19 protein-coding genes are annotated in these 22,125 nt (G+C 62.2%); 12 read left to right on the top strand and 7 right to left on the bottom strand.

Annotation, left to right across the window (positions count from 1 at the left end; all coding sequences use genetic code 11):
• Nucleotides 1-80: 80 nt before the first annotated feature.
• Nucleotides 81-1,238 (bottom strand): porin, encoded by a 1,158-nt coding sequence (locus BTH42_RS28005; protein ID WP_075304428.1) that lies wholly within the window; start codon nt 1,236-1,238, stop codon nt 81-83.
• A 186-nt stretch (nt 1,239-1,424) separates the two neighbouring features.
• Here BTH42_RS28005 and BTH42_RS36360 point away from each other — a divergent pair, with 186 nt between their 5' ends.
• Nucleotides 1,425-1,712, top strand: coding sequence for an aldehyde dehydrogenase family protein (locus BTH42_RS36360; RefSeq protein ID WP_305954809.1), 288 nt, complete (start codon nt 1,425-1,427; stop codon nt 1,710-1,712).
• On the opposite strand, the gene BTH42_RS36155 is transcribed toward BTH42_RS36360, so the two are convergent.
• The 3 genes from BTH42_RS36155 to BTH42_RS27990 form a co-directional block, all read right to left on the bottom strand.
• Nucleotides 1,600-1,941: a hypothetical protein gene (locus BTH42_RS36155; protein WP_083654947.1), complete on the bottom strand. Its 342-nt coding sequence runs from the start codon at nt 1,939-1,941 to the stop codon at nt 1,600-1,602. The two genes, BTH42_RS36360 and BTH42_RS36155, sit on opposite strands and share 113 nt — an antisense overlap.
• Before the next feature lie 103 nt (nt 1,942-2,044).
• A complete protein-coding gene (locus BTH42_RS27995; protein ID WP_075304426.1) occupies nt 2,045-3,349 on the bottom strand; it encodes an MFS transporter in 1,305 nt (434 codons plus the stop codon).
• Between the two features lie 91 nt (nt 3,350-3,440).
• A complete protein-coding gene (locus tag BTH42_RS27990; protein WP_075304425.1) occupies nt 3,441-5,084 on the bottom strand; it encodes a glycoside hydrolase family 43 protein in 1,644 nt (547 codons plus the stop codon).
• A 339-nt stretch (nt 5,085-5,423) separates the two neighbouring features.
• Between BTH42_RS27990 and BTH42_RS27985 the strand changes: the two genes are divergently transcribed.
• The 3 genes from BTH42_RS27985 (at nt 5,424) to BTH42_RS27975 (ending at nt 7,641) form a co-directional block, all read left to right on the top strand.
• Nucleotides 5,424-6,299 (top strand): NmrA family NAD(P)-binding protein, encoded by an 876-nt coding sequence (locus BTH42_RS27985; protein WP_075304424.1) that lies wholly within the window; start codon nt 5,424-5,426, stop codon nt 6,297-6,299.
• A 93-nt stretch (nt 6,300-6,392) separates the two neighbouring features.
• Nucleotides 6,393-7,169 (top strand): AraC family transcriptional regulator, encoded by a 777-nt coding sequence (locus BTH42_RS27980; RefSeq protein WP_075304456.1) that lies wholly within the window; start codon nt 6,393-6,395, stop codon nt 7,167-7,169.
• 115 nt (nt 7,170-7,284) lie between these two features.
• The gene (locus BTH42_RS27975; RefSeq protein WP_143752230.1) at nt 7,285-7,641 is read left to right on the top strand and encodes a hypothetical protein; all 357 of its coding nucleotides are present in this window, start codon (nt 7,285-7,287) and stop codon (nt 7,639-7,641) included.
• Nucleotides 7,642-7,717: 76 nt separating this feature from the next.
• On the opposite strand, the gene BTH42_RS36150 is transcribed toward BTH42_RS27975, so the two are convergent.
• Nucleotides 7,718-7,849, bottom strand: a complete 132-nt coding sequence (locus BTH42_RS36150) for a hypothetical protein (RefSeq protein WP_256702344.1) — start codon at nt 7,847-7,849, stop codon at nt 7,718-7,720.
• A gap of 197 nt (nt 7,850-8,046) precedes the next feature.
• Here BTH42_RS36150 and BTH42_RS36145 point away from each other — a divergent pair, with 197 nt between their 5' ends.
• Nucleotides 8,047-8,772 (top strand): immunity 52 family protein, encoded by a 726-nt coding sequence (locus BTH42_RS36145; protein ID WP_256702343.1) that lies wholly within the window; start codon nt 8,047-8,049, stop codon nt 8,770-8,772.
• Nucleotides 8,773-8,966: 194 nt separating this feature from the next.
• On the opposite strand, the gene BTH42_RS27965 is transcribed toward BTH42_RS36145, so the two are convergent.
• Nucleotides 8,967-10,610 carry a DHA2 family efflux MFS transporter permease subunit gene (locus tag BTH42_RS27965; protein ID WP_075304422.1) on the bottom strand — a complete coding sequence of 548 codons (1,644 nt, stop codon included), beginning with the start codon at nt 10,608-10,610 and terminating at the stop codon, nt 8,967-8,969.
• 399 nt (nt 10,611-11,009) lie between these two features.
• Here BTH42_RS27965 and BTH42_RS27960 point away from each other — a divergent pair, with 399 nt between their 5' ends.
• The 3 genes from BTH42_RS27960 (at nt 11,010) to BTH42_RS27950 (ending at nt 13,886) form a co-directional block, all read left to right on the top strand.
• A complete protein-coding gene (locus BTH42_RS27960) occupies nt 11,010-11,684 on the top strand; it encodes an alpha/beta hydrolase (protein ID WP_075304421.1) in 675 nt (224 codons plus the stop codon).
• A 183-nt stretch (nt 11,685-11,867) separates the two neighbouring features.
• The gene (locus BTH42_RS27955; RefSeq protein ID WP_075304420.1) at nt 11,868-12,920 is read left to right on the top strand and encodes a rod shape-determining protein; all 1,053 of its coding nucleotides are present in this window, start codon (nt 11,868-11,870) and stop codon (nt 12,918-12,920) included.
• A gap of 177 nt (nt 12,921-13,097) precedes the next feature.
• On the top strand, nt 13,098-13,886 hold the full coding sequence (locus BTH42_RS27950) for an alpha/beta fold hydrolase (RefSeq protein ID WP_075304419.1): 789 nt from the start codon (nt 13,098-13,100) through the stop codon (nt 13,884-13,886).
• A gap of 10 nt (nt 13,887-13,896) precedes the next feature.
• On the opposite strand, the gene BTH42_RS27945 is transcribed toward BTH42_RS27950, so the two are convergent.
• Nucleotides 13,897-14,298: a hypothetical protein gene (locus BTH42_RS27945; RefSeq protein ID WP_075304418.1), complete on the bottom strand. Its 402-nt coding sequence runs from the start codon at nt 14,296-14,298 to the stop codon at nt 13,897-13,899.
• A gap of 441 nt (nt 14,299-14,739) precedes the next feature.
• Here BTH42_RS27945 and gltA point away from each other — a divergent pair, with 441 nt between their 5' ends.
• The 4 genes from gltA to BTH42_RS27925 all read left to right on the top strand — a co-directional run bounded on the left by gltA (nt 14,740) and on the right by BTH42_RS27925 (nt 21,569).
• The gene (gltA, locus tag BTH42_RS27940) at nt 14,740-16,038 is read left to right on the top strand and encodes a citrate synthase (RefSeq protein WP_075304417.1); all 1,299 of its coding nucleotides are present in this window, start codon (nt 14,740-14,742) and stop codon (nt 16,036-16,038) included.
• A 361-nt stretch (nt 16,039-16,399) separates the two neighbouring features.
• Nucleotides 16,400-18,685 carry an amylo-alpha-1,6-glucosidase gene (locus BTH42_RS27935; protein ID WP_075304416.1) on the top strand — a complete coding sequence of 762 codons (2,286 nt, stop codon included), beginning with the start codon at nt 16,400-16,402 and terminating at the stop codon, nt 18,683-18,685.
• Between the two features lie 107 nt (nt 18,686-18,792).
• Nucleotides 18,793-19,491, top strand: a complete 699-nt coding sequence (locus BTH42_RS27930; RefSeq protein WP_075304415.1) for a hypothetical protein — start codon at nt 18,793-18,795, stop codon at nt 19,489-19,491.
• A 134-nt stretch (nt 19,492-19,625) separates the two neighbouring features.
• Complete coding sequence (locus tag BTH42_RS27925; protein ID WP_075304414.1) at nt 19,626-21,569, top strand: sensor domain-containing diguanylate cyclase; 1,944 nt, start codon at nt 19,626-19,628, stop codon at nt 21,567-21,569.
• The last annotated feature ends 556 nt before the right edge of the window (nt 21,570-22,125 follow it).

Here is a 22,125-nt window from a genome sequence, read left to right as displayed (position 1 = left end):
CTCGCCGGGGAAGCGTATTTCATTGCGGCAGTCGCGAATGAGCGGGAGCTCGACTCGCCCGGAGAAATCAGATCAGCTCATTAGAAGCTATGCCGCAATGCAATCCGCACGGCGACCTGAGTATCGGTCGAAGACGGAGCCCGCGCGCCCAGAATATATGCGTTATCGAGAATCGACTGGGTCGAGGCGCCCGCAATCTTCAGATAGACGCCTTGCACATAGACATCGGTGCGCTTCGACAGGTTGTAGTCCGCCATGAGTCCGACCGAGTGGATCTTCGGACGCACGTTGCCCAACGAAGATTCGTAGTTTTGCATCGTGTACACATACTGCGCGCCGGCGGAGAAGGCCGGCGTGAACTCGTATTTGCCGTTGACTTCGAAGTTCTGAAATTTCAGCGTGTTCAGCTTGACGCCGGTCGCGGCCAGCGGAATGCCGATGTAGTTGTTGCCGGTCGGATCCTTGTAGTTCGAGTTCGTGTACGAAACCCCGGCGGTTGCCGAGCCGAACGTGTAATTGATGCCGCCGCCGAATACCCGCATGCGTCCGGCGATAAAGCTCGCATCGTTCGCCGTGAGCGCGCCGGTCGAGCCGGCCCCCGGGTTGTTCACCTGCAGATAGGCGGCTGCGATCAGCAGGCCGTCGTTCTCATACTGGCCACCGAAACTGTACGCGCGATTATTCGCGAAGTTCGTATCGTTGCTGAAGCTGTAGACGCCGCCAAACTGGAAGCCCGCGAATGTCGGGCTCGCGTACTTCACGCTATTGCCGAGACGGAACGAGTTGTTGGTGTTGTCGTTATCGTACGGATGCGCGAACATGAAGCCGCCCCAGTTGCCGTTCGCGGTGGTTTGCGCAAGATAGTCGACCACCGAGTCGTACTGGCGCCCGAGCGTGAGCGTACCGAAACGCTCATTCTGGATTCCGACATAGGCCTGGCGCCCGAATATACGGTCGCCCTGGAAGAAGCGGCCCGAACTCACGTCGAAGCCGTTTTCCAGCTGGAATATCGCCTTCACGCCGCCGCCCAGATCTTCCGCGCCTTTAATCCCCCAGCGGCTGCCCTGTGCGTAGCCGCTCACCATTTCCCACACCGGGCCGCCGCCCGCGTTGTTGGTGTAGTTGATCCCCTGATCGAGTAGGCCGTAGAGGGTCACACTGCTCTGGGCAAAGGCGCTGGGCGCGGTCAGCGAGACGAACGCGGTGAATGCGGTGCAGGCAAGGCGGGTTTTTTTCACGAGGGGCTCCAGAGGTTGAGAGGGAAGGGAAGGGCAGCGCCGCTATTGGCGCGCGAAGACCGGATTCTGCTAGTCGGTGTAAATAACGCGTATGAGATTGATCCTTTGATAAACGTTATTTTTTCGGATGATTTTCGAGCGATATGCAGAACGAAGATCTCGTGCTGTATCGCGATACCGATCGACGTGGCCGCATGCCTCGAATTCGGAATCGCCGGAGTGATCGACAAGGCCGGCTTGCCCGCCGGCGTCGTGAATGTTCTCGCAATGAACCATGCGACCGTCGAAGCGCTCTGCGCGCATTCGAAGGTCGGCATGATAGCTTTAACGGGCAGCGTTGGCGCTGCCCCAAAATGCTGGACTACGGCAATGCGGACATCGCGAGGCCCTCGCGCGAACTGGGCGGCAAGCGGTCCGAGAACATCGAAGGCCATGCTGATTGGGAGAGAGCGGCACGCGAGCTGGTCGCGTTGAAGACGACGCATTGCGGCGAGTTGCGCGCGGCGATCGGGCGGGATATGTGCAGAAAAGTGTGCACGAGTGTTTCGTCGCGCTCCTGAAAAAACACTTGAGCGCGGTGGAAGGCTGCGATCGCAGCGAACAGCCGTCGCCGACGGGCTCGCTTCGCGGCAAGCGATTCACACGCGATGGTCGAACGTGAGGTCGCGCCCGGATAGCGGCTGATGAACGCTTGCCTGTTCATCGAACCGCGCGGGCGGATTTCTGTGAGGCGGCTCCGATGGCCGCCCCGATGCAGAGAGTTTGGTTGCCGCCGCCGGTTTCCCAGAGGCGGCCCACTGCTACTGCTACTGCTCGATAAGCGCCGCAGCGGTTTCCGGCAGATGCGCCGAAGAACTCTTCTCGTCTACTTTGGCGCGAACGAAGCTCCACAGTACCGCCGCGCCAATCAGATCGAATACGGCCAGAAGAATAAAAATCGGCCTGTAGCCAACCTGACTCACGACTGCTCCAACGACCAGCGTAAAGCAGAGTTGACCGATCGCGCTCACGGTCCCCACACAACCCGTGACCGTTGCAACCTCGTTTTTGCGGAACAGATCGCTCGACATCGTGATGACCGTCACGGACAACGTCTGGTGAGCAAAGCCACCCAGGCAAAGCAGCGCGATCGCCGTCAACGGATGCTCGACAAAGCCGACGAGCGGTACCGGCAACATCATCAGTGCACCGAATGTAAACGCGCAGCGTCGCGCGTTGACCACGCTCAGCCGCGTATATTTGAGCAGCGCGCTGACGAGCGCACCACCGAAAACGCTGCCGATGTCCGCCGCGAGGAAAGGCAGCCATGCAAACATCGCGATCTGCTTCAGATCCATATGCCGCACGGTACTCAGATAGAGCGGGATCCAGAAGCTGAGCGTGACCCACGTCGGATCAGCGAGAAAGCGCGGCAGCGCGATACCCCAGAAATTGCGTTGGCGGATGATCGAGGAGAGGGACGGGCGCGCGGCGTTCGCCTGCAAATGCTTTTCCTGACCGGAAAGGATGTATTCCTTCTCGTCGGTGGAAATGGCTCGATGCTTCTCCGGCGAATCGTACAGCCATAGCCACAGCGCCAGCCAGATAAAGCCGAGTCCACCGGTGACCACGAACGCGAACTGCCAGTTGTAGAACAGCGTGGCCCAGACGACCAGCGGCGGCGCGAGCATCGAACCCAGCGATGCGCCGATGTTGTAGATGCCGCCGGCCAGTCCTCGTTCTTTCGCGGGGAACCACTGCGAGGTGGCCTTCATCCCAGCGGGATGGACCGCGCCCTCCGGCAAGCCGAGAAGTCCTCGCGCCGCCGCCAGACCCTGCCACGAATGGACCATACCGTGAGACATCGTAATGAGCGACCATGCGCAGCAGAACAGCGCGAAACCCGCCTTCAGGCCGATCACATCGATGATATAGCCGGTGATCGGCTGTAGCGCGTTGGTGGCGGTAAAGGCACTCAGCACATAAGAGTATTGCTGAGCGGTCAGATGCAACTCGTGGGTGAGCGTTGGAGCGGTGACCGCAAGCGTGCTTCGGGTGAGAAAGTTCAGGCATGAAGCGAGCATCACGGTCCCGATGATCCACCATCTTAAACCGACGATTTTTCGTCTCATTGCGTCTCCTTGATTTGTTTTTCTGGAACACCTGCCCGCGACTTTGCAGGTCGACGGGAGCAGGTTTTATGCGAGCTTCGAAGGGGAGTTGCTAACTGCGGGAATTAGCGCTTTCTCCGGGCAACTGGCGATACGAGAAAAATCTGAAGTCGGCCGGCTCGCGGAAGCCGAGCATGTCGTTGGCCGTGATCCCGACAAAAGCGCCGGTGAAACCGATCGGAGTCGCATACTCGTCGCTCAGTTTGGTGAAATCCTTGTCCAGACCGAGTTCTGTCCACGTGCCGTCGTCCGTGCGATAGGAGAAGCGCAGTTTCGCGTCCTCGATGCGCAGCCGCAAGCCGGTTTCGCCGTTTTCCGGCAGTACGGCGAGACGGTTGTTATAGGCGAAGCTGCCCGCATCCATCTCCATGTAGGAGAGGATTTTCGTGCCGTCGTCGTCGCGGGTGATAAACAGGTAATAGAACGTGCTTTCGTCGTATCGTGCCATCAGGCCGGCCATATGCAGATACGAACTGGGCGAGAACTCCAGTGCCGTTTCCACTTCGACTTGCCAGTCACGCACGCGGCACGCGAGCAGGCTTTGATGAAAGCGCGACGTCGGCGACTCCTGGCCGCGTATCCGCAGATAGCCCGGGCGCTCGTTCAGATTGCACCACGCATCGCTCTTCGGCGCTCGCAGACTCTGCAGTTCCAGCGGCAGCGTCGCGCAGCGGCTGAAATTGACGTGCCAGCTGCTATCGAGATTCTGTTCGACAGCGGATTCCACCGTAAAGGACTCCGATGGAATCACGCTGGATCCGGTGAGACAGGGCCAGCCGTCGCGCCATTCGATCGACGCGATGCAAGTCTCGCGGCCCAGCGGTGAGCGTTTCGTCTGCGCGTCGAGCGGGCGGGAACCGAGGTACGTCATGTACCACTGACCGTGCGGACCTTCGACCAGATTGCCGTGGCCGGTCCGCTGGATTCGTCGCTCGTTCGCGTCGCGCGAGGTCAGCATCGGCGTTTGCGGATGAAACTCGTAGGGCCCGAAAATATCGCGCGATCTCGATACGCAGGTCGCATGCGTATAGCCCGTTCCACCTTCCGCGGTGATCAGGTAGTACCAGTCATCCTTCTTCATCAGATGCGGGGCTTCGTAGATCTGGCACTTCATGAAATAGTCGGTTTGCAGATTCGCGCCTTCATAGATGACACGCTCTTCGCCGATCAGCCTTTGCTCGTCCACCGAGTACTCGCGCACGATGATGCCGGCGAAAAGATCCGCATGAATACCCCGGAAATCGCGCCGAATATATGCGAGCCATTTCTTGCCCGTATCGTCGTGGAACAACGACGGATCGTATCCGCCGGATACCAGATGCACCGGCTCCGACCACGGGCCGGTGATGTCCGGTGCGGTCACGAGATAGTTGTGCATGTCGCGCAGAGGCGAGATCTTCTGTTCGCCTTTCCATGCCTTCGTGTCGGTGTAGACGAGCCAGTAGAGGCCATCGTGATACGACAGCGCGGGTGCCCAGATGCCGCCGGAAGGTTGTTCCCCAATGAGGTTCAGCTGCGAAAGACGGTCCAGTGGCGTCGCCTTGAGCTCCCAGTTGACGAAGTCTTTCGATTCGTAAATAAGAACGCCCGGATACCATTCGAACGTCGATACGGCGATGTACCACGCGTCTTTACCGCGGCATATGCAAGGGTCAGGATTGAAACCGCGCAGAACAGGGTTTTGAATAATGCTCATTGGGGAGGGGTGCTGACGTGATGGATTAATGCGGTAAGTTACCGGTAACAATTTGAATGTAGCACAGGCGTTCGCGGTCGTTCAAGAGAGGTAGTCAAAGGGTATTCCCTCGCTTGCGGTGCTCGTGTTCGGAGAAGTGCTTCGCGAGCAGGACGGGCGAGTTGCCACGGAGACAGGCGAAGCGGATGTGTCGGATCGCAGATATCGCCTGCGGTACGTTGCGATTCTCTCGATGCTGTTTAGTCATTTGGTAAGTGACATACATGCTCTCGTGAAATGAGTGGATCGCGTCCAGAATGCATCCCGACACGGCATCCGCCGTCATCGAGGAGATAGAGCATGTTTGTAGTGACCGGTGTGACAGGGCAGGTTGGCGGCGCGGCGGCACGCGCGTTATTGGACGCGGGACATGCGGTGCGAGCGGTGTTGCGCGACGAGCGCAAGGCCGCGCCGTGGCGCGCGCACGGCGCGGAGATCGCGATCGCGTCGTTCGACGACGCCGACGCGTTGAGCGCGGCCTTTGCCGACGCGGACGGCGTATTCGTGATGCTCGCGCCGAACTTCGCGCCCGAGCCGGGGTATCCGAGCGCGCACGCAGCGGCGGCCGTGCTGAATGACGCGTTGACGCGGGCGCGGCCGGGGAAGGTGGTGGCGTTGTCGTCGGTGGGCGGGCAGCGCGAAACGGGGCTTGGCCTGATCACGCAGGTGCATATTCTCGAAGAGGCGCTGGCCGCGCTGCCGCAACCGTTGCCGACCGCAATCCTGCGGCCCGCGTGGTTCATGGAGAACTCGTTGTGGGATATCGCGCCGGCCCGCGAGACGGGAGTGATGCCGAGTTTTCTGCAACCGCTCGAGCGCGCGTACCCGATGGTGGCGACCGCGGATATCGGCCGCGTGATTGCGCGGACGCTTACGCAAGCGTGGCACGGGCGGCGCGTGATCGAGATCGAGGGGCCGCGGCGCTATACGCAGCATGAGATTGCCGCGGCGCTTGCCGACGTGCTCGAACGTCCGGTCGACGCGCAACCGGTGCCGCGCGAGCAATGGGAAGCGCGGTTTCAGGCGCAGGGCACCGGCTGGCCCGCGCCGCGGATCGAGATGCTCGACGGTTTCAACTCCGGCTGGATCGATTTCGAGGATGGGGTGAACGAGCGGGTGGTGGGGACCACGGGGTATCGGGAGGTGTTGGAGGGGTTGGTCGCGCGGGCCGGATAGGCAGGGTGCGGGCGCGGGAGGCGTTGCGAATGAGTCTTGCGCGTCGTGCTAATCTTGCTGCCTTCGCGCAAGCCGCGCGTGAGGGCAGACACGATGAAGGAAGCCTTCGATCCGGACGTCGCCGAACAGGCGCTGTTGGTGGTCAGCGAGCGTCACCCGGCGCTGGATGAGCCGTGGCGCGTGGACCGGCGCGCGCGGCTGATTCATGTGAGCGATGGCGTGTTGACGGTGCGGACCGAAGCCGGCCGGTGGGTGGTGCCGCCGGGGCGAGCGTTGTGGATCGTCGCGGATACGCTGCACTGTTTGCACGCGAAGCGGGATGTTGGGTTCTATTCGCTCCATGTCGCGGTGGATTTTGCTGCGGGGCATGGATTCGATGTTGAGTCTTTGCCTGCGCAGACGGGAGCGCTGATTCCTGATGCGCTTACTTTGGCTTTGCTATCTGCGGCGGCCGATTTTCCATCCGGTCAACCACTTGACGAGCCTGCGCGTCGTCTGTTGCAGGTGTTGCTCGATCGTATTGCGATTTTGCCCGGTGCCGGGCTTGGCTTGAATTGGCCACGGGATCCGCGCATTCAGAGGATTGCCGATTCGCTTGGCGATAATCCTGCACAAACTCTTGTACTCGATGAACTGGCCGCGGCGGCTGGGGTGACCGCGCGTACCGCGGCGCGATTGTTTACGAGAGAAACCGGGCAGACCTTCGGGCAGTGGCGGCAGCAGTTGCGGTTGCTGGCCGCGCTTGAGCATCTTGGGGCCGGGGAGAGTGTTTCTCAAGTCGCGGTTGCGGTTGGGTATAGCGATGTTTCTTCGTTTATTGCTGTGTTTCGGGAGGCGTTTGGGGAGACGCCGGCGCGGTATTTTCGGTGAGGGTTTTGTCGCTGATCTATCGTTTTTGCCTTTCCTTGTTTTCTTGTCGGTCTATTAGCATTGCCCCGCACAGGGGGCAATCCAAAAAATGGCATTCTCTTGCGAGATCCTTGTCTTGCAAGGCTTTCCGGCATTCGTGTTGCTGACAGCAGAACATTTTTTATTTGCAGCGGGACGATCTGAGGACATTTTCGGCTTTTCTGCAACGTGCGCGTGCGTTCTCATACATGTCCAGATACCCCACGTCGCCCAATACGAATTTCCGGTTGATGATCTTGTGTTTCCCGAGAACTTCCGCTTGTACATGGACCATCTTTACAGCTTGAATCTTGCAGCAATCCGGCAGATGGGGAACCAGGAAGCAACTTTCGATGGCACTCCGCGTGTCCAGACCGGCGTAAACATCAACAGTGTTATTGCACTTGAAAGTTTCGGCACGATGTTCGCAAAGGCTTGGTCCCAGATGATCTGAGTTCGCAATGAACTCAGGGTAGCGCCGGAAAGTGAGCCGGGAGCGCCGCAGAGAAAAATACTGGCGCCCCTCCCATTCAACCGCTTCCGGCTTCCTCTTCCGGCACGTCGAGCGTGCCGCGCACGTCCGGCCGATGCAGGAGCGATATCACGCGCGTCGACACATGTTGGTCTTCCGGGGACACCTTCACGCTGAAGGTGTACGGCACGCCGCCGCCCCGGGATGGAAAAGAATGCTGGATCAAGCAACAAGGCAAAGCAATATTGTTCTGGAAAATCAGCCCGCCAGGATGCGGTGGTACTTTATGCAACCTTTACTATACGGGTATGCCACCAGAGAATTTGCGAAACGAGCGCTTGCTGTTTCGACCGAATATAAGCCAATGCCCACAAAGGAGGGAATGGAATGAGCACGAATTTGAGTGATATTGACATTGACGTCGATGTTTTGTTTCGACTTAAAGGCTCTTCAACACCATCGCACGCAGAGCACTGTCAACAGCTATGGCTAATAGCAAAATCGCTGGAGCGCATCGGCCTGGATATCAAGCAATGGGGCATTGGCGACGTGAGCGATTCCGGGGGGCTTGTAAATACACCCGCTTTTACGGACATCGGCCCAACTGACGCCGCAGTTGAGTCCGTAACTGAGTCGCCTGACATAGCGGAGCAGTCGTTTTCGGTTTGGAATGGCACCGAAGGACAAAACGGCGCAGCTTTTTCTATGAGTTACAGCCTAAAAAATCTTTCTATTTTCGAATTGAAAACGGAGGGATTAGAAAAACTGTACACCTCAATGGCACTATCCGGTCTCTTGGTGGATGCGGTAAAAATTTGGCCCGCAGAAGTCGCACAGGTCGCCCCATATCTGTATTCGCAAAAGAAAGTGTTTCCCGACCGCCCTGGCGTTGGTTGGATGCTCTACCTGCCGCATGCTCTCACACCGGCCCAGGTGCCGGACGCACGCGCGTTGATTCCGGTTATGCGCGACGACACACAGCAAGGCACGATCATCGTCAGCGTGACGGATGAAGTCTTTGACGCAAACAACCGGGAACATGTCAAGATTGCGAACGATATCGAAATCCGACTGGCGGACCAAGATCTGTTGCCACGATTCGTTGACCTTTGAGTTTTGAACGTTGGCCGGCTTCTGCGGGGCTTCCTCATGCGAAGGAGGCCCGTGCCGTAGCGGGCCTCTCCTGCATTACGCGTGTATCCAGCATTTGCGGCGCAGCATAACGGACGCGCAACGTCGCAATCGATTCGTACGTGAGTTGCCTCACCACAAGAACAACAAAAAACCACCGCCCCGCACAGGGACCCTCAATGTGCTCCCGCCGCATCCGACCCACCCCCTCCCTTAACCGGCCGGGTAATCCAGATCAACGGAATAATCAAAACAAAAATAATCGCCGAAACAAAGAAAATATCATTCAGCCCCATCATCGCGGCTTGCGTATTGACAGTGAAGTCAAACAGCGCCCGCGCCGACTGCGCATCCATATGCAACAGCGTCTGCGTCGCATCTATCTGCTGGGCAAACGCAGGATTATTGACTGAAGCCTGCTCGGTGAGCCGAACATGATGCAGAATCGTCCGGCTATTCCACGCGGTCCCCGCAATCGAAGTCCCCACCGCGCCGCAAAACACCCGCACGAAATTGGAGAGCCCAGCCGCCGCCGGAATCTTGCTCTGCGGCTGCCCGGACAGAATAATCGCCGTCAACGGCACGAAGAACAACGCCATCGGAATTCCCTGCAACAACGTCGGTATCACCAGATGCCACGTATCGATCTCGATCACATACTTCGACCGCATATAAAACACGACCGCAAACCCAACAAAAGCGAACGTCGAAATGATCCGCGCATCCGAACGCGGCAACACCTTTCCGAGCACCGGCGCAAGAATGATCGCGAAAATACCGAGCGGCGCGGTCACGAGCCCGGCATCGACGGAGCGGTAATTCAGGTACTCCTGCATCCATTGCGGCAACAACACGAGATTGCCGAAAAACACCCCATACGCAACCGATATCGCAACCGTCCCGCCCAGAAAATTACGCTGCTTGAAAAGCCGCAAATCGACGATCGGATGTTCCTCGGTCAACTCCCACACGAGGAAAAACGCAAAACTGATCAACGCGACCAAACCCAGAACCGCAATCACCGGCGACGAAAACCAGTCGAGGTCCTTGCCCTTGTCGAGCATGATCTGCAACGACGCGACCCACGTGATCAGCAGACCAAGGCCAACGACGTCGATCGGCGGCTTGCGCGTCGGCGATTCGCGGGTCCGGTAGATCATCCACGTCACCCCGGCCGCGAACAGGCCAACCGGAATGTTGATATAGAAGATCCACGACCAGCTGTAGCTATCGGTGATCCAGCCGCCGAGCGCCGGCCCCGCGATCGGCCCGACCGTCGCGGTCATCGCCCACAGCGCGAGCGCGGTCGACGATTTCTCCTTCGGATACGAGCCGAGCAATATCGCTTGCGACAGCGGAATCAGCGGGCCGGCCACCGCGCCCTGGAATACCCGCGCGAGCAGCAGGATCGGCAGCGTCGGCGCAATCCCGCACAGCCACGATGCCAGCACGAAGCCCAGGATCGCGCCGACGAACAGCTTCACCTGGCCGAAGCGCTGCGTGAGCCAGCCGGTCAGCGGAATCGACACCGCGTTGGCTGCGGCGAATACAGTGATGACCCACGTGCCTTCATCGATGGACACGCCGAGGTTGCCCGAGATCGTCGGAATCGCGACGTTTGCAATTGAGGTGTCCAGAACATTCATGAACGTCGCCAGAGCCACCGCGATGGTCGCAAGCACCAGCCGGCCACCTTCGAGCGGTGCCGGCGCGGCGGGCGCGGACGGCGGCGAAGGCGGTCCCGATGGCGGTCCTGAAGGAGGTTCTGACGGCGGTTGAGGCGGCGACGCGGAGGCGGGCGCGGCGTTGGGCTGGCTCAAGCGAGGTTCTCCGGATGCGGTGCAACTGAGCGGCCGAATGGCCGAGCGGCGGACGGACTGGCAACGCGTGTCGCGCACAGGCCGCACAGCGCGTGCCCGCCATGCATGCGGGCGGCAGGGCCGGGCGGCGGCGGGGCCGTCGAATGATCGCAAAAGCATACCCGCATTCGACCGGCGCTGCCGTCGCCACGGGGCGGGCCATCGGTAAATAAAATTGAGAAAGTCAGCGACGGTCACAGAAGCCAGCACAAACGCGGCGCGCGGCGTATGCTCGCGGCTGAGGTTGCAAAGGACTGCTTGCGGGATGCCTCGCAGGCGCTCGTTGCAGCGCAGAGCGGCGCGAAAGCACAAGACCCGCAAGCGACCTCTGTCCCGAACCCACGCCAAAAGGACCGCAACATGAGCTGGCAGCAATTCGAACACGGCTGGCGCCGCGCGCCGAACAATTCATCGTCGGGCGCACCCGCGCGCAGCCTCGTCGTGCTGATGCACGGCGTCGGCAGCAACGCGCGCGATCTGACGCCGCTCGCCGACATCTGGAGCGAAGACCTGCCCAACACGGCCTTCGTGTCGCTCGACGGCACCGATCCGTTCGACGGCGGCTTTGGCGGCCGCCAGTGGTTCAGCCTGCGCGACGTCAACGAAGCGAACCGCGAAGCGCGCGTGAGCGCGGCCTATCCGGCGCTGCGCAGCGTGCTCGACGCCGAACTCGCGCACTGGCAGCTGTCTTACGCGCGGCTTGCGCTCGTCGGCTTTTCGCAAGGTTCGATCATGTCGCTGCATCACGTCGCGGCGAGCGCGGAGGGCGCGGCGGGAGTGGTCGCATATTCGGGGCGGCTCGCGTCGTCGATCGTGTCGGCCAACCGGGCAACGCCGCTCACGCTTGTCCACGGCGAGGACGACGAAGTGATTCCGGTGCGTGAGCTCGAACACGCGGCCGAGGCCCTCAGCAACGCCGGCTATCCGGTCGACGCGTACGTGCTGCCCGGCGTCGGCCACACGATCACCGCCGACGGCGTCGCGCTCGGCCGCGACGCGCTGGAACGCACGCTGGGCGTGGTGTCGCGCGATTGACACAAGTCAGATAGAAAGTCGCCCTAAAGATTGCAATCCGCTTGCCGTCATACGGTCATCAGCTTGAAAATCACCCCGCCGCGCGCGAGCGCAACGCCCTGTCGGGCGTGTCGCGCGGCACGGGGGCCGGGGGCGCATTTTTGACCGCCCGAGACGGCGGATAACTACATATAGAGCCTGCTTATGGCCAGACCGACGCCGCATTACCCGCTCTTCGAGCGCCTGTTCCGTCATGCCGTGGCGGTGGATCTCGGCACGGCCAACACGTTGATCCATACCGACAACGGCGGCATCGTGCTGAATCAGCCGTCCGTCGTCTGCTTCGAAAAGGAGCCCGCGAGCGGGCCGAAACGGATCGCCGCGATCGGCGCCGAAGCGCGCGAACTGCTCGGCCGCGCGCCGCGCAATCTCGAAGCGGTGCGGCCGCTGCGCCACGGCGTGATCGCCAATTTCTCCGCCGCTGAACACATGATCCGGCAATTCGTCGATATGGCGCGGCCGCGCTCGCTGTTCAGCCGGCGCGCCGCGTTCACGCTGTGCGTGCCGGCCGGCGCGACGCAAGTGGAGCTTCGCGCGATCCGGGAGGCCGCCGAAGCAGCCGGTGCGTGGAAAGTCAGCCTGATCGGTGAATCGTTTGCGTCCGCGCTCGGCGCCGGTTTGCCGGTGCACGACGCGACCGGCTCGATGGTGGTCGACATCGGCGGCGGCACCACCGAAGTCGGCGTGATCGCGCTCGGCGGCACCGCGTACAGCGGCTCGGTGCGGGTCGGCGGCGACAATTTCGACGCGGCGATCGTCGCCTACGTGCGCAATCTGTACGGCGTGCTGCTCGGCGAGCAGACTGCCGAGCACGTGAAAAAGACCATCGGTTCGGCGGTGCACGACGGGCCGCTCGAACAGATGAACGCGACCGGCCGCAGCGTCGACGACGGCCTGCCGCGCACCGTGCAGCTGAGCAACCGCGATATCGCCGAGGCGATCGAAGGGCCGCTGCGTCAGGTGATCGGCGCGGTGAAGCGCGGGCTCGAAATGGCGCCGGCCGAACTCGTGACGGACATCGCGCACAACGGCATCGTGCTGACGGGCGGCGGCGCGCTGCTCGGCAACCTGAGCCGGCGGCTGAGCGACGAGATCGGCCTCGCCGTGCGAGTCGCCGACGAGCCGCTGACCTGCGCGGTACGCGGTGCGGCCGCCGCGGCGGCGGCTGGCTGGGTCGAGGAGGCCGCGTACGAGTGAGCGGTTAGGGGCCGCGCGGCTGCGGCGCCGGTTTCCCCCTGTCATTCCGCCGGCGCCGCGCGCATCCGCGTGCGGTGGCCGCGTTGTCCGTGAACCACGCGTCCCGTGAATCAATCCGTTTCCACTCCGCCCACGCCGGCCTCGCCGTTATCCATCGAATTGCACAGTGGCCTGCGCATGCCTTACGTCGAGGCGGGCGACGGCGAACTGCTGCTGTTCGTCCACGGCTCGCTGTGCGACTACCGCTACTGGCAGCCGCAACTGGCCGGCTTGTCGAAGCGTTATCGCTGCGTCGCGGTGAGTCTCACGCACTACTGGCCGGTCACCGGCAGCGCGCCCGATCTGCCGTTCAGCTGGAGCGGACACGCGGACGAGGTTGCGGAATTCATCGAGCGTTTCGGCGCGGGCCCCGCGCACGTGGTCGGCCATTCGCGCGGCGGATGCGTCGCCTACCATTGCGCGCGACGTCATCCGGAACGTGTTCGCACGTTGACGCTGGCCGACCCGGGCGGCCCGGTGCGGAGCGCCGGACGTGCGCCCGCGAGTGTGCCGGAAACGGTCAACACGTTGCGCGCGAAAGCGGCGCAGCTGATCGAAGCCGGCGAGGTGGAGGAAGGGTTGCAGCTATTCGTCGATTCGGTGAGCCGCCCCGGTTTCTGGGCGATGAGCACGCCGGGTTTCCGGCGCATGGCGACCGACAACGCGCACACGCTGGCGCGGCAACTCCGCGATCCGTTGCCGGCCTACGTCCCGGAGGACGCGGCCGCTTTACGTTGCCCGGTGCTGTTGATCGACGGCGAGAAAAGCCCCGACATGTTCCGGCGCACGGTGACCGCGTTGCAGTCGTGGCTGCCGGATGCGCGCCGCGAAACGGTACGCGGCGCGTCGCACGGGATGAACCTCGCGCATCCGTCGGCGTTCAATCGCTACGTGGACGAATTCATTCAGGCGACGAACGCGCGTTAAAGCCGTAGCTTCAGGCCTTGCGATGCGCGTCCGCGTCGAGCGCACGCTCGGCCGCTTCGCCGACGAGTCCGTGATAGTACAGATGCACGCCGATCGCGAGCGAGTCGTTGCGGATCTCATGGAAAACCTTCCATGCCTTCACCGGATCCTTGAACAGCAGATAGTGCGCTTCCTGCGCGATCAGATCCGCGACTTCATGCAGCCCATGTCCGTGCAACACGTCCACGAGCGTATCGAGACTGCGATGCGTGCGCGCGTCGGTACGCGGATACAGCATGTGCAGCACCGCGACGTCCTGCGTCTTCAGCGCCGCCGACAACGCGACCACGATGTCCTGATGGTTGAGCGCGGTAACGGTAGTGTCTTCGCTGTGAAGATGATCCGGAAACAGCGTTTCGAGAGAGGCATTCATTTGTGTCGTTCCTGTTGTTCTGTTTGATCAAAAAGGCCCGCTTCGGGAAGCGGGCCACAAGCATCGATGCACGGAACCAGTATCGCAGATGCATAGCGGCTGGCTCAGTGTGCTGATCGCAAAACATTGTTGCGGCAACTGTCCCCGCTTTCAGGCGACTTTCAACGCGCAGAAGAGGGCGGCGCACGGGTTGGATAAATCGCTGAAACGCCGCGTAAATGCCCGGCAAACGCGCGAATGACAACAGGATTGCAACGAATGTTGCGCACGTCGAGATGGATTGTTGCAATCAATCGATCCAATCAGGCACACGTCGCGCCGTAGAATGCGCAGCGGAGCCGGCGCATGCCGTACCCGCTCGAGCGCGCCGCTAGCGCGCCTCGCGGTACGAGCCGCGTGCCTGCCGGCACAGGTGCGGTACCAAGCAAAAGGAAGATGTAGATGAACTCGAAGTCACATGCCACGCTGAGCTTCTCCGACAGCGACCAGACCATCGATCTGCCGATCTATCAGGGCACGCTGGGCCCCGACGTCATCGACATTCGCAAGCTTTACGGCCAGACCGGCAAATTCACGTACGACCCGGGCTTCATGTCGACGGCGTCGTGCAACTCGGAAATCACGTATATCGACGGCGACAAGGGCGAACTGCTGTACCGCGGTTATCCGATCGACAACCTCGCGCAGAACGCCGACTTCCTCGAGACCTGCTATCTGCTGCTAAAGGGCGAGCTGCCGAACGCGCAGCAAAAGGCCGAGTTCGAACACACGGTCACGCAGCACACGATGGTGCACGAGCAGATGCACTTCTTCTTCCGGGGCTTTCGCCGCGACGCGCATCCGATGGCGATTCTGGTCGCCGCGGTCGGCGCATTGTCGGCGTTCTATCACGACTCGCTCGACATCACGAACCAGCAGCATCGCGACGTGTCCGCAGTGCGGATGATCGCCAAGCTGCCGACACTCGTTGCGATGGCGTACAAGTACACGGTCGGCCAGCCGTTCGTGTATCCGAAGAACGACCTGTCGTACAGCGCGAACTTCATGCACATGATGTTCTCGAACCCGGCCGAAGAGTACAAGGTCAACGACGTGCTGGTGCGCGCGCTCGACCGTATTCTCATCCTGCACGCGGACCACGAGCAGAACGCGTCGACCTCGACCGTGCGTCTGGCCGGTTCGTCGGGTGCCAATCCGTTCGCGTGTATCGCTGCCGGTATCGCATGTCTGTGGGGCCCGGCGCACGGCGGTGCGAACGAAGCCGCGCTGAACATGCTGGAAGAAATCGGCTCGGTCGACAACATTCCTGAGTTCATCAAGCAGGTGAAGGACAAGAACTCGGGCGTGAAGCTGATGGGCTTCGGTCATCGCGTGTACAAGAACTACGACCCGCGTGCGAAGCTGATGCGCGAAACCTGCCACGAAGTACTCGAAGAGCTGGGTCTGCACGACGACCCGCTGTTCAAGCTCGCAATGGCACTCGAAAAGATCGCGCTAGAAGACGAGTACTTCGTGTCGCGCAAGCTGTACCCGAACGTCGACTTCTACTCGGGTATCGTGCAGCGCGCACTGGGCATTCCGACCGCGATGTTCACGTGTATCTTCGCGATGGCACGTACGGTCGGCTGGATTGCGCAGTGGAACGAAATGATCGCTGATCCCGAACAGAAGATTGGCCGTCCGCGTCAGCTGTTCATCGGCGAAACGGCGCGCGAAGCGAAGCCGCTCGCCAAGCGTTAAAGCGTTAAAGCACTAACGCGTCAATGCGTTAGCGTGTTTCAACTCACGGCCGCTTCGCGGCCGTGAGTGTCGTCTCTCCGCGCTGTTCACGCGGTACTTCTTCCGGCCGGCGGCAACAAAGCTCGACCCCTCCACAGCCAGCCACGAAGTACCGCGCCAAACCCTGCACGTCCTGTGCCACCGTAAATCACCGTCGTGTCACAGTAACAATCGCTCGCAAAAAAAGCCGAAACTCCACGGCGATAAGTTCGTCTCACGCGCACAGAGCCTCTACAATCGGAAGCGACCGCCAGCCGGCCGCGAGCCCGAGGCGAGAGCCGACCGTGCAACCGAACGCAGCAGCGAATCCATAGGAGCGACCTTGACACAGCAGCAGCCAGAAGCCCTCGGCGGACTGAGCCATTCGGGCGGCGTCGATCATCGCGAAGCCGACCAGGACGGCGTGTTCATCCCGACGGAAAATCTCAACGTCGCGAGCGCTACACAACACGTGCTCAAATCGGGCGACACGTTCATCGTCAACGATCCCCTCGGCGATATCACCGGTCACGACGACGGCCTGTTCGTCAACGATACCCGCGTGCTGTCGCAACTGCGTCTGACCTTCGGCGGCCGCGCGCCGTCGCTGCTGTCGGGCAGTGTCAGCAGCGACAACACGTCGTTTACCGCGCATCTGACCAACCGGCCGTTGCCGCCGCTCGGCGGCAGCAGCACGCCCGAAGGCGTGATCCACGTCGAGCGCGTGCGGGTGCTGTCGGGCACCGTACTGAACGAGGCGATCGAGCTAACCAACTATGGCACCAGCGACGCCACCGTGCCGCTGTCCATTTCGTTTGCCAGCGACTTCCGCGACATGTTCGAAGTGCGCGGTCTGAAGCGCGACAAGCAGGGCCGCGTCGAACCGGCGCGGATCGAAAATCAGGAAGTGCTGCTCGGCTATCTCGGCCTCGACGATGTCGCGCGCAACGTGCAGATCGCGTTCTCGCCGCAGCCGGACAAGCTGTTCGCCGACCGCGCCGATTACACGGTCAAGCTGCCGGCGCAGGCATGCGTGTCGATCTATCTGTCGGTCGCGGTGCACGTGGTGCCGATGGCCGGCAAACCCGGTGCCGACGTCTCGCAGCCGGTGCATGCGATGAGCGAAGCGCATCTGTCGCAGATCGACGCGGAGCGTCCGCGTGTCGGCCGCACCGCGGTGCGAGCCGCGCTCGTCGATGCGCACCTCGTGATGCGCGAGCGGCGCCGCGCGAGCGCGCGGATGCGCACCAGCAATCCGCTGTTCAACGCATGGATCGACCGCTCGTTCGCGGACCTGAGCCTGCTGACCACCGACCTCGCGACCGGCCCGTATCCGTACGCCGGCATCCCGTGGTTCTCGACGCCGTTCGGCCGCGATGCGGTGATCACGTCGCTGCAGACGCTGTGGCTGCAACCGCATCTGGCGGCCGGCGTGCTGCGTTTTCTGGCCGACCATCAGGCGCGCGAGAATTCGCCGTTCCGCGACGCCGCGCCCGGCAAGATCATGCACGAGATGCGCAAGGGCGAAATGGCGGCGGCCGGCGAAGTGCCGTTCGCGCTGTATTACGGCGGGGTCGACACGACGCCGCTCTTCATCGTGCTGGCCGGCGCGTACGTGAATCGCACCGGCGACATCGCGCTGATCGACGAACTGTGGCCGGCGCTCGAACGCGCCGCGCAATGGGTCGCCGGCGTGTGCGACAAGAACCGCTACGGCCTGCTCGACTATCAGCGCGAGTCGGACGGCGGTCTCGCGAACCAGGGCTGGAAAGATAGTCACGACTCGGTGTTCCACGCCGACGGCCGTTTCCCCGATGGCCCGATCGCGCTCGTCGAAGTGCAGGCGTATGCGAGCGCGGCGTTCGACACGATGGCGCATTTCGCGCGACTGCGAGGCTTGCGCGACGCCGCCGCGCAATACGGCGAGCGCGCGAAGAAAATCCGCCGCTGCGTCGAAGAGAAGTACTGGATGGAAGAGGCCGGCTTCTACGGGATCGCGCTCGACGGGCACGGCGAACTGTGTCGCGTGATGGCCTCGAACGCGGGCCATCTGCTGGCCTTTGGACTGCCGACCCGCGAGCGCGGCGAAGCGGTGGTGCGCGCGCTCGACTCGACGCTGTTCCACACCGGCTGGGGCGTGCGTACGCTGGCCGCGAGCCAGGCGCGCTTCAATCCGATGGCCTATCACAACGGTTCGGTCTGGCCGCACGACAACGCGCTGTGCGCGCGCGGGCTGTCGCGCTACGGCGGCAAGGCGTCGGCGGTGCGGCTGTTGCAGGCGCTGTTTCAGGCCGCGGTCAATTTCGACATGCGGCTGCCCGAGCTGTTCTGCGGCTTCCCGCGGCGGCGCGGCGAACCGCCGACCGCGTATCCGGTCGCGTGTCTGCCGCAGGCGTGGGCGGCCGGCTCGCCGTTCATGATGCTCGAAGCGTGTCTGGGCATCATGATCGATGCGGAGCGGCGCGAGGTGCTGATCGAGCAGCCGATGCTGCCCGAAGGTATCGACTGGCTCGAGATCAGCGATCTGCGGGTCGGCGATGCGTCGGTGTCCATTACATTCCGGCGGATCGGCGACAAGGTGGTCGCGTCGGCCGAGCAGGGCGATGTGAGGGTGGTGGCGCTGCTGTGATCGTATGAGCGGGCACGATCGATGCTACGCAAATGCTCAAGGTCCGCGAGTTCGATAGCCGGTGACGGCCGCTCGCGGATCACTCAAATCATCTTTTAGGAGGACGAGTGCATCCAGCACGAATTGCCGGGGTCTTTCTGCTCGCAACGGCAGCATGGGCGTCCGGCGATGCATGGGCGAACGACATTCAGTGCGCGACCACGCGCCAGCCCGCCGAGCGTGTCATCTGCGACCACGCGATTCTGAACAATCAGTACGACGACATTTTTGCGCAGCAACAGGCGCTCGTGAGCAGCGGACGGCTGGCGCCCGCGCAGTTGGCGGCGTGGCGGCAGGCGCGCAACGCGTGCGTCGACGTGCACTGCGTGGATGGCGTGTTCGCGCAATGGAAGTCGATTGCCGGCTCGCTCGAAGGCGTTGCGCAGGCGATCCCCCCGGTGGCTGCCGCGTCGGGCACCGCGCTCGCGCCGGTCGGTCCCAATCCGGATGCGCCGCCGCAGATCGCGGCGTCCGAGCCGGCCGCGGCGGTGGCCGTGCCGACGTCGGAAGCGTCGCTGGTCCGGCAGGGCAGCGCGGCCGGCGTCGCGCTGCCGCAACCGGTCGTGCAGGACGCGTCGGCGCCGCTCGCGGCGTCCGCCGCGTCCGCGCCATCCGCCGCCGATGATTCCCGCCGCACGACCGGCATGAGCGTGGGCCTGATGCTCGCACTGGCGGTCGCCGTCTTCGGGACGGCCTTTGCGCGCCGCAGAAAGAGCGCGGCCCGCAGCGGCAACGCGTCGACGAACACCCGCAAGGATCCGCGCTAACCGCGCTGCCGCACGCCGCTCGACCAGCATTCCCACCTCTTCTTTCAGAACCGGACTCAAGTTCCGCGATCCCAGGCCGTTATCCCGAACATCTGCAAGACCCGCAATCAGAAAGAAAATGCAAGGTGGCTCGGATGGGGGATGTAGGCGCAGGTGTGTTCGCCAGAAAGTCCTGTAAGACTCGACTGGCGTTTGCAATCGGCAGCGTGCGGCGCGTGTTCGCGCACGCCGGATGGTGGCGGAACACGCGCTTCGGGCTCGTGGGACTGGTCGCGGCGTTCCTGCTGCTGGTCGTCAGCGGCCAGCTGAAGACGATGGCCGGCGAACTCGTCGCGATCTGGATCACCGACGGCTATCTGCTCGGGCACATGATGCTGCTCAGGCGGCGCGACAAGCCCAGCTTTCTGGCCGGCGCGTTCGCCGGCCTGCTGCTCGCGAACCTGATAGGCGACGAGTCCTTTTACGTGGCGTTCTCGTTCACGCTGGCGGGCATCGTCGAAATCTGCGCGGCGGCGCTGATGCTGCCGGCGGTCAAGTCGGCCAGAGAACTCGTGCAGCCGAAGGTGTTCGTGCGCTTCGTCGTGGGCGCCTGCGTGATCGCGCCGATGCTCTCGGGGATGGTCGCGGTACTGCTGCTGCAAGGCATCTTCACCAGTCACCCGTTTTCGTCGCTGTCGAACTGGGTGATTTCGGATGCGCTCGGCTTTCTGATCTTCACGCCGGTGACCCTCGTGATTCTTTCGGGCGAGTGGCGCACGCTGCTCGAGCGGGGCAACCGCGTCAAGTCCGCGTTGATCCTCGCGCTGATCGGCGTCGCGGCCGCGATCGTCTTTTCGCAGACCTCGTACGGCGACCTCTACTGGATGCTGCCGCCGCTCGCGTTGCTGGCGTTTCACGCGGAGTTGTCGACCGTGCTGCTGGGGATTTTGCTGTTCATCTGCATCGCGGTGCCGCTGACGATTCATGGCACGGGCCCGCTATGGCTTTCGCCGTTTGCGACGATGCAGGACCGGATTCTCGCGCTGCAACTGTTCACGGTGGCGGCGCTGTCGATCGTGCTGCCGATTACCGTGTTGCAGACGCAGCGTAATGCGCTGCTGTCCGCGCTGTCGGACGGCCAGCGGCGCTTCCGTAATCTGGCCGAGCGGTCGGAAGAGGTGGTGATGGAGCTGTCCGCCGATGGCCGGTTCCAGTACGTGTCGCCGCGCGCCAACGCGGTGCTCGGTTATGAGCCGGAGCTGCTGGTGGGCACCTCGGTGCTGGGTCTCGCGCATCAGGACGACCGCGGCGAGTTGCAGCGGCTGCTCGTGCACGCGGGCTCGACGAGCGCCGAGCAGTCTTTCCAGTACCGGGTTCGTCGCGCGGACGGCACGCATATCTGGGTGCGCAGCTTTATCGCGGCGATGCCGTCCGGCGTGCCGGGAGAGCGCGCCGCGCTCGCGTTCACGATGCGCGACGTGGACGTGCTGGTCGTGGCCGAGCAGAAACGGCTGGCCGACGAACAGCATCTGCGGGACATCGCGTTCGTCGATAGTCTCACTGGTCTTCACAACCGTCGTTATCTGGACGACAAGGTGCAGGAGCTGCTGCGCGCGCCCGCGCGGGGCACGGCGCCGCGGCCAGTCGCGATCCTGTTCGCCGACGTCGACTACTTCAAGAATTACAACGACGAGTACGGGCATCAGGCCGGCGACGAGTGTCTGAAGACTGTCGGCCAGTGCATCGCGACGACGATCCGCAGCCGCGATTCGCTGGCGCGTTACGGCGGCGAGGAGTTTGTGGTGCTGCTCGAAGACTGCGATCACGCGGAGGCGGTTGCGACTGCCGAGTTGATCAGAGGCGCTGTCGAGGCGTTGGGACTGGACCACCAGGGCAGCCCGCTTGGCGTGGTGACGCTTAGCATCGGCGTCGCGCAGGCGGAGATTTGCCGCGCGGTCGATGCCGCGCAGCTGTTCGAACTGGCGGATTCGGGGTTGTATGCGGCGAAGCGGCTGGGCAAGAACCGGGTGGGGCGGGTGCAGGATGGGGTGGTGGCCGAAAACCGAAGCACGTCCCATACGCACGGCCTAAATATTTGATTAAAAATAGATTTATATTGGGCCGGGCGAGGGGAATTCGATCGACTCGAAGCTTCAGCAATACGAATTCGAAAATGCGAACGACCTTGGTAAAGCGAGTCACTCGAAAGCTGGCTAGCCTTCAAATGCGTGATGAGACGCGATTGCTATATATTCTTATAGGCGTTTTTAAAAATATTCGATACGTAAAAGGTATCGAAAACTGACGGCGCGGGTCTTGTGTCATCGCCAAAACGGAGATTTGATACCGTAGTAGTGGCCGATAAGAGGTTATCCTCTAAATTCAGTTTATTTTCCGCTGCATGGCCAGCTGAGTGCAAATATCAATCCCAGGAATTTGCGGCGGTAATCGCGCTTCCTGAGCGCGCGGTTTCCCGAACATTATTTGGTTTTGTTCTGTATCGTCGGATAAGTCGCTGCGCAACATTGCGTGAATACACTATCGAAATTCTTTATGGAGCCATCGCCAGGCGTTGGCCAGGAGCGTCCTTCGGCCTGACACGCCTGCTCCATGGACATTCTGTGCTTGCGCCTTATACGAGAATGCTGATCGCAT

The organism is Burkholderia sp. SRS-W-2-2016 (assembly GCF_001931485.1).
Lineage (GTDB): Bacteria > Pseudomonadota > Gammaproteobacteria > Burkholderiales > Burkholderiaceae > Paraburkholderia.
The sequence above is the reverse complement of the archived record's forward strand: the minus strand, read 5'-3'. Positions and strand labels throughout refer to the sequence as shown.

Coding starts and splice junctions, on each gene's coding strand:
- BTH42_RS27990 (WP_075304425.1), bottom strand. CDS start 5,084: ATGAGCATTATTCAAAACCCTGTTCTGCGCGGTTTCAATCCTGACCCT.
- BTH42_RS27980 (WP_075304456.1), top strand. CDS start 6,393: ATGAAGGAAGCCTTCGATCCGGACGTCGCCGAACAGGCGCTGTTGGTG.
- BTH42_RS27950 (WP_075304419.1), top strand. CDS start 13,098: ATGCCTTACGTCGAGGCGGGCGACGGCGAACTGCTGCTGTTCGTCCAC.
- BTH42_RS27995 (WP_075304426.1), bottom strand. CDS start 3,349: ATGAGACGAAAAATCGTCGGTTTAAGATGGTGGATCATCGGGACCGTG.
- BTH42_RS27945 (WP_075304418.1), bottom strand. CDS start 14,298: ATGAATGCCTCTCTCGAAACGCTGTTTCCGGATCATCTTCACAGCGAA.
- gltA (WP_075304417.1), top strand. CDS start 14,740: ATGAACTCGAAGTCACATGCCACGCTGAGCTTCTCCGACAGCGACCAG.
- BTH42_RS36145 (WP_256702343.1), top strand. CDS start 8,047: ATGAGCACGAATTTGAGTGATATTGACATTGACGTCGATGTTTTGTTT.
- BTH42_RS36155 (WP_083654947.1), bottom strand. CDS start 1,941: ATGAACAGGCAAGCGTTCATCAGCCGCTATCCGGGCGCGACCTCACGT.
- BTH42_RS27955 (WP_075304420.1), top strand. CDS start 11,868: ATGGCCAGACCGACGCCGCATTACCCGCTCTTCGAGCGCCTGTTCCGT.
- BTH42_RS27925 (WP_075304414.1), top strand. CDS start 19,626: ATGGGGGATGTAGGCGCAGGTGTGTTCGCCAGAAAGTCCTGTAAGACT.
- BTH42_RS27985 (WP_075304424.1), top strand. CDS start 5,424: ATGTTTGTAGTGACCGGTGTGACAGGGCAGGTTGGCGGCGCGGCGGCA.
- BTH42_RS27960 (WP_075304421.1), top strand. CDS start 11,010: ATGAGCTGGCAGCAATTCGAACACGGCTGGCGCCGCGCGCCGAACAAT.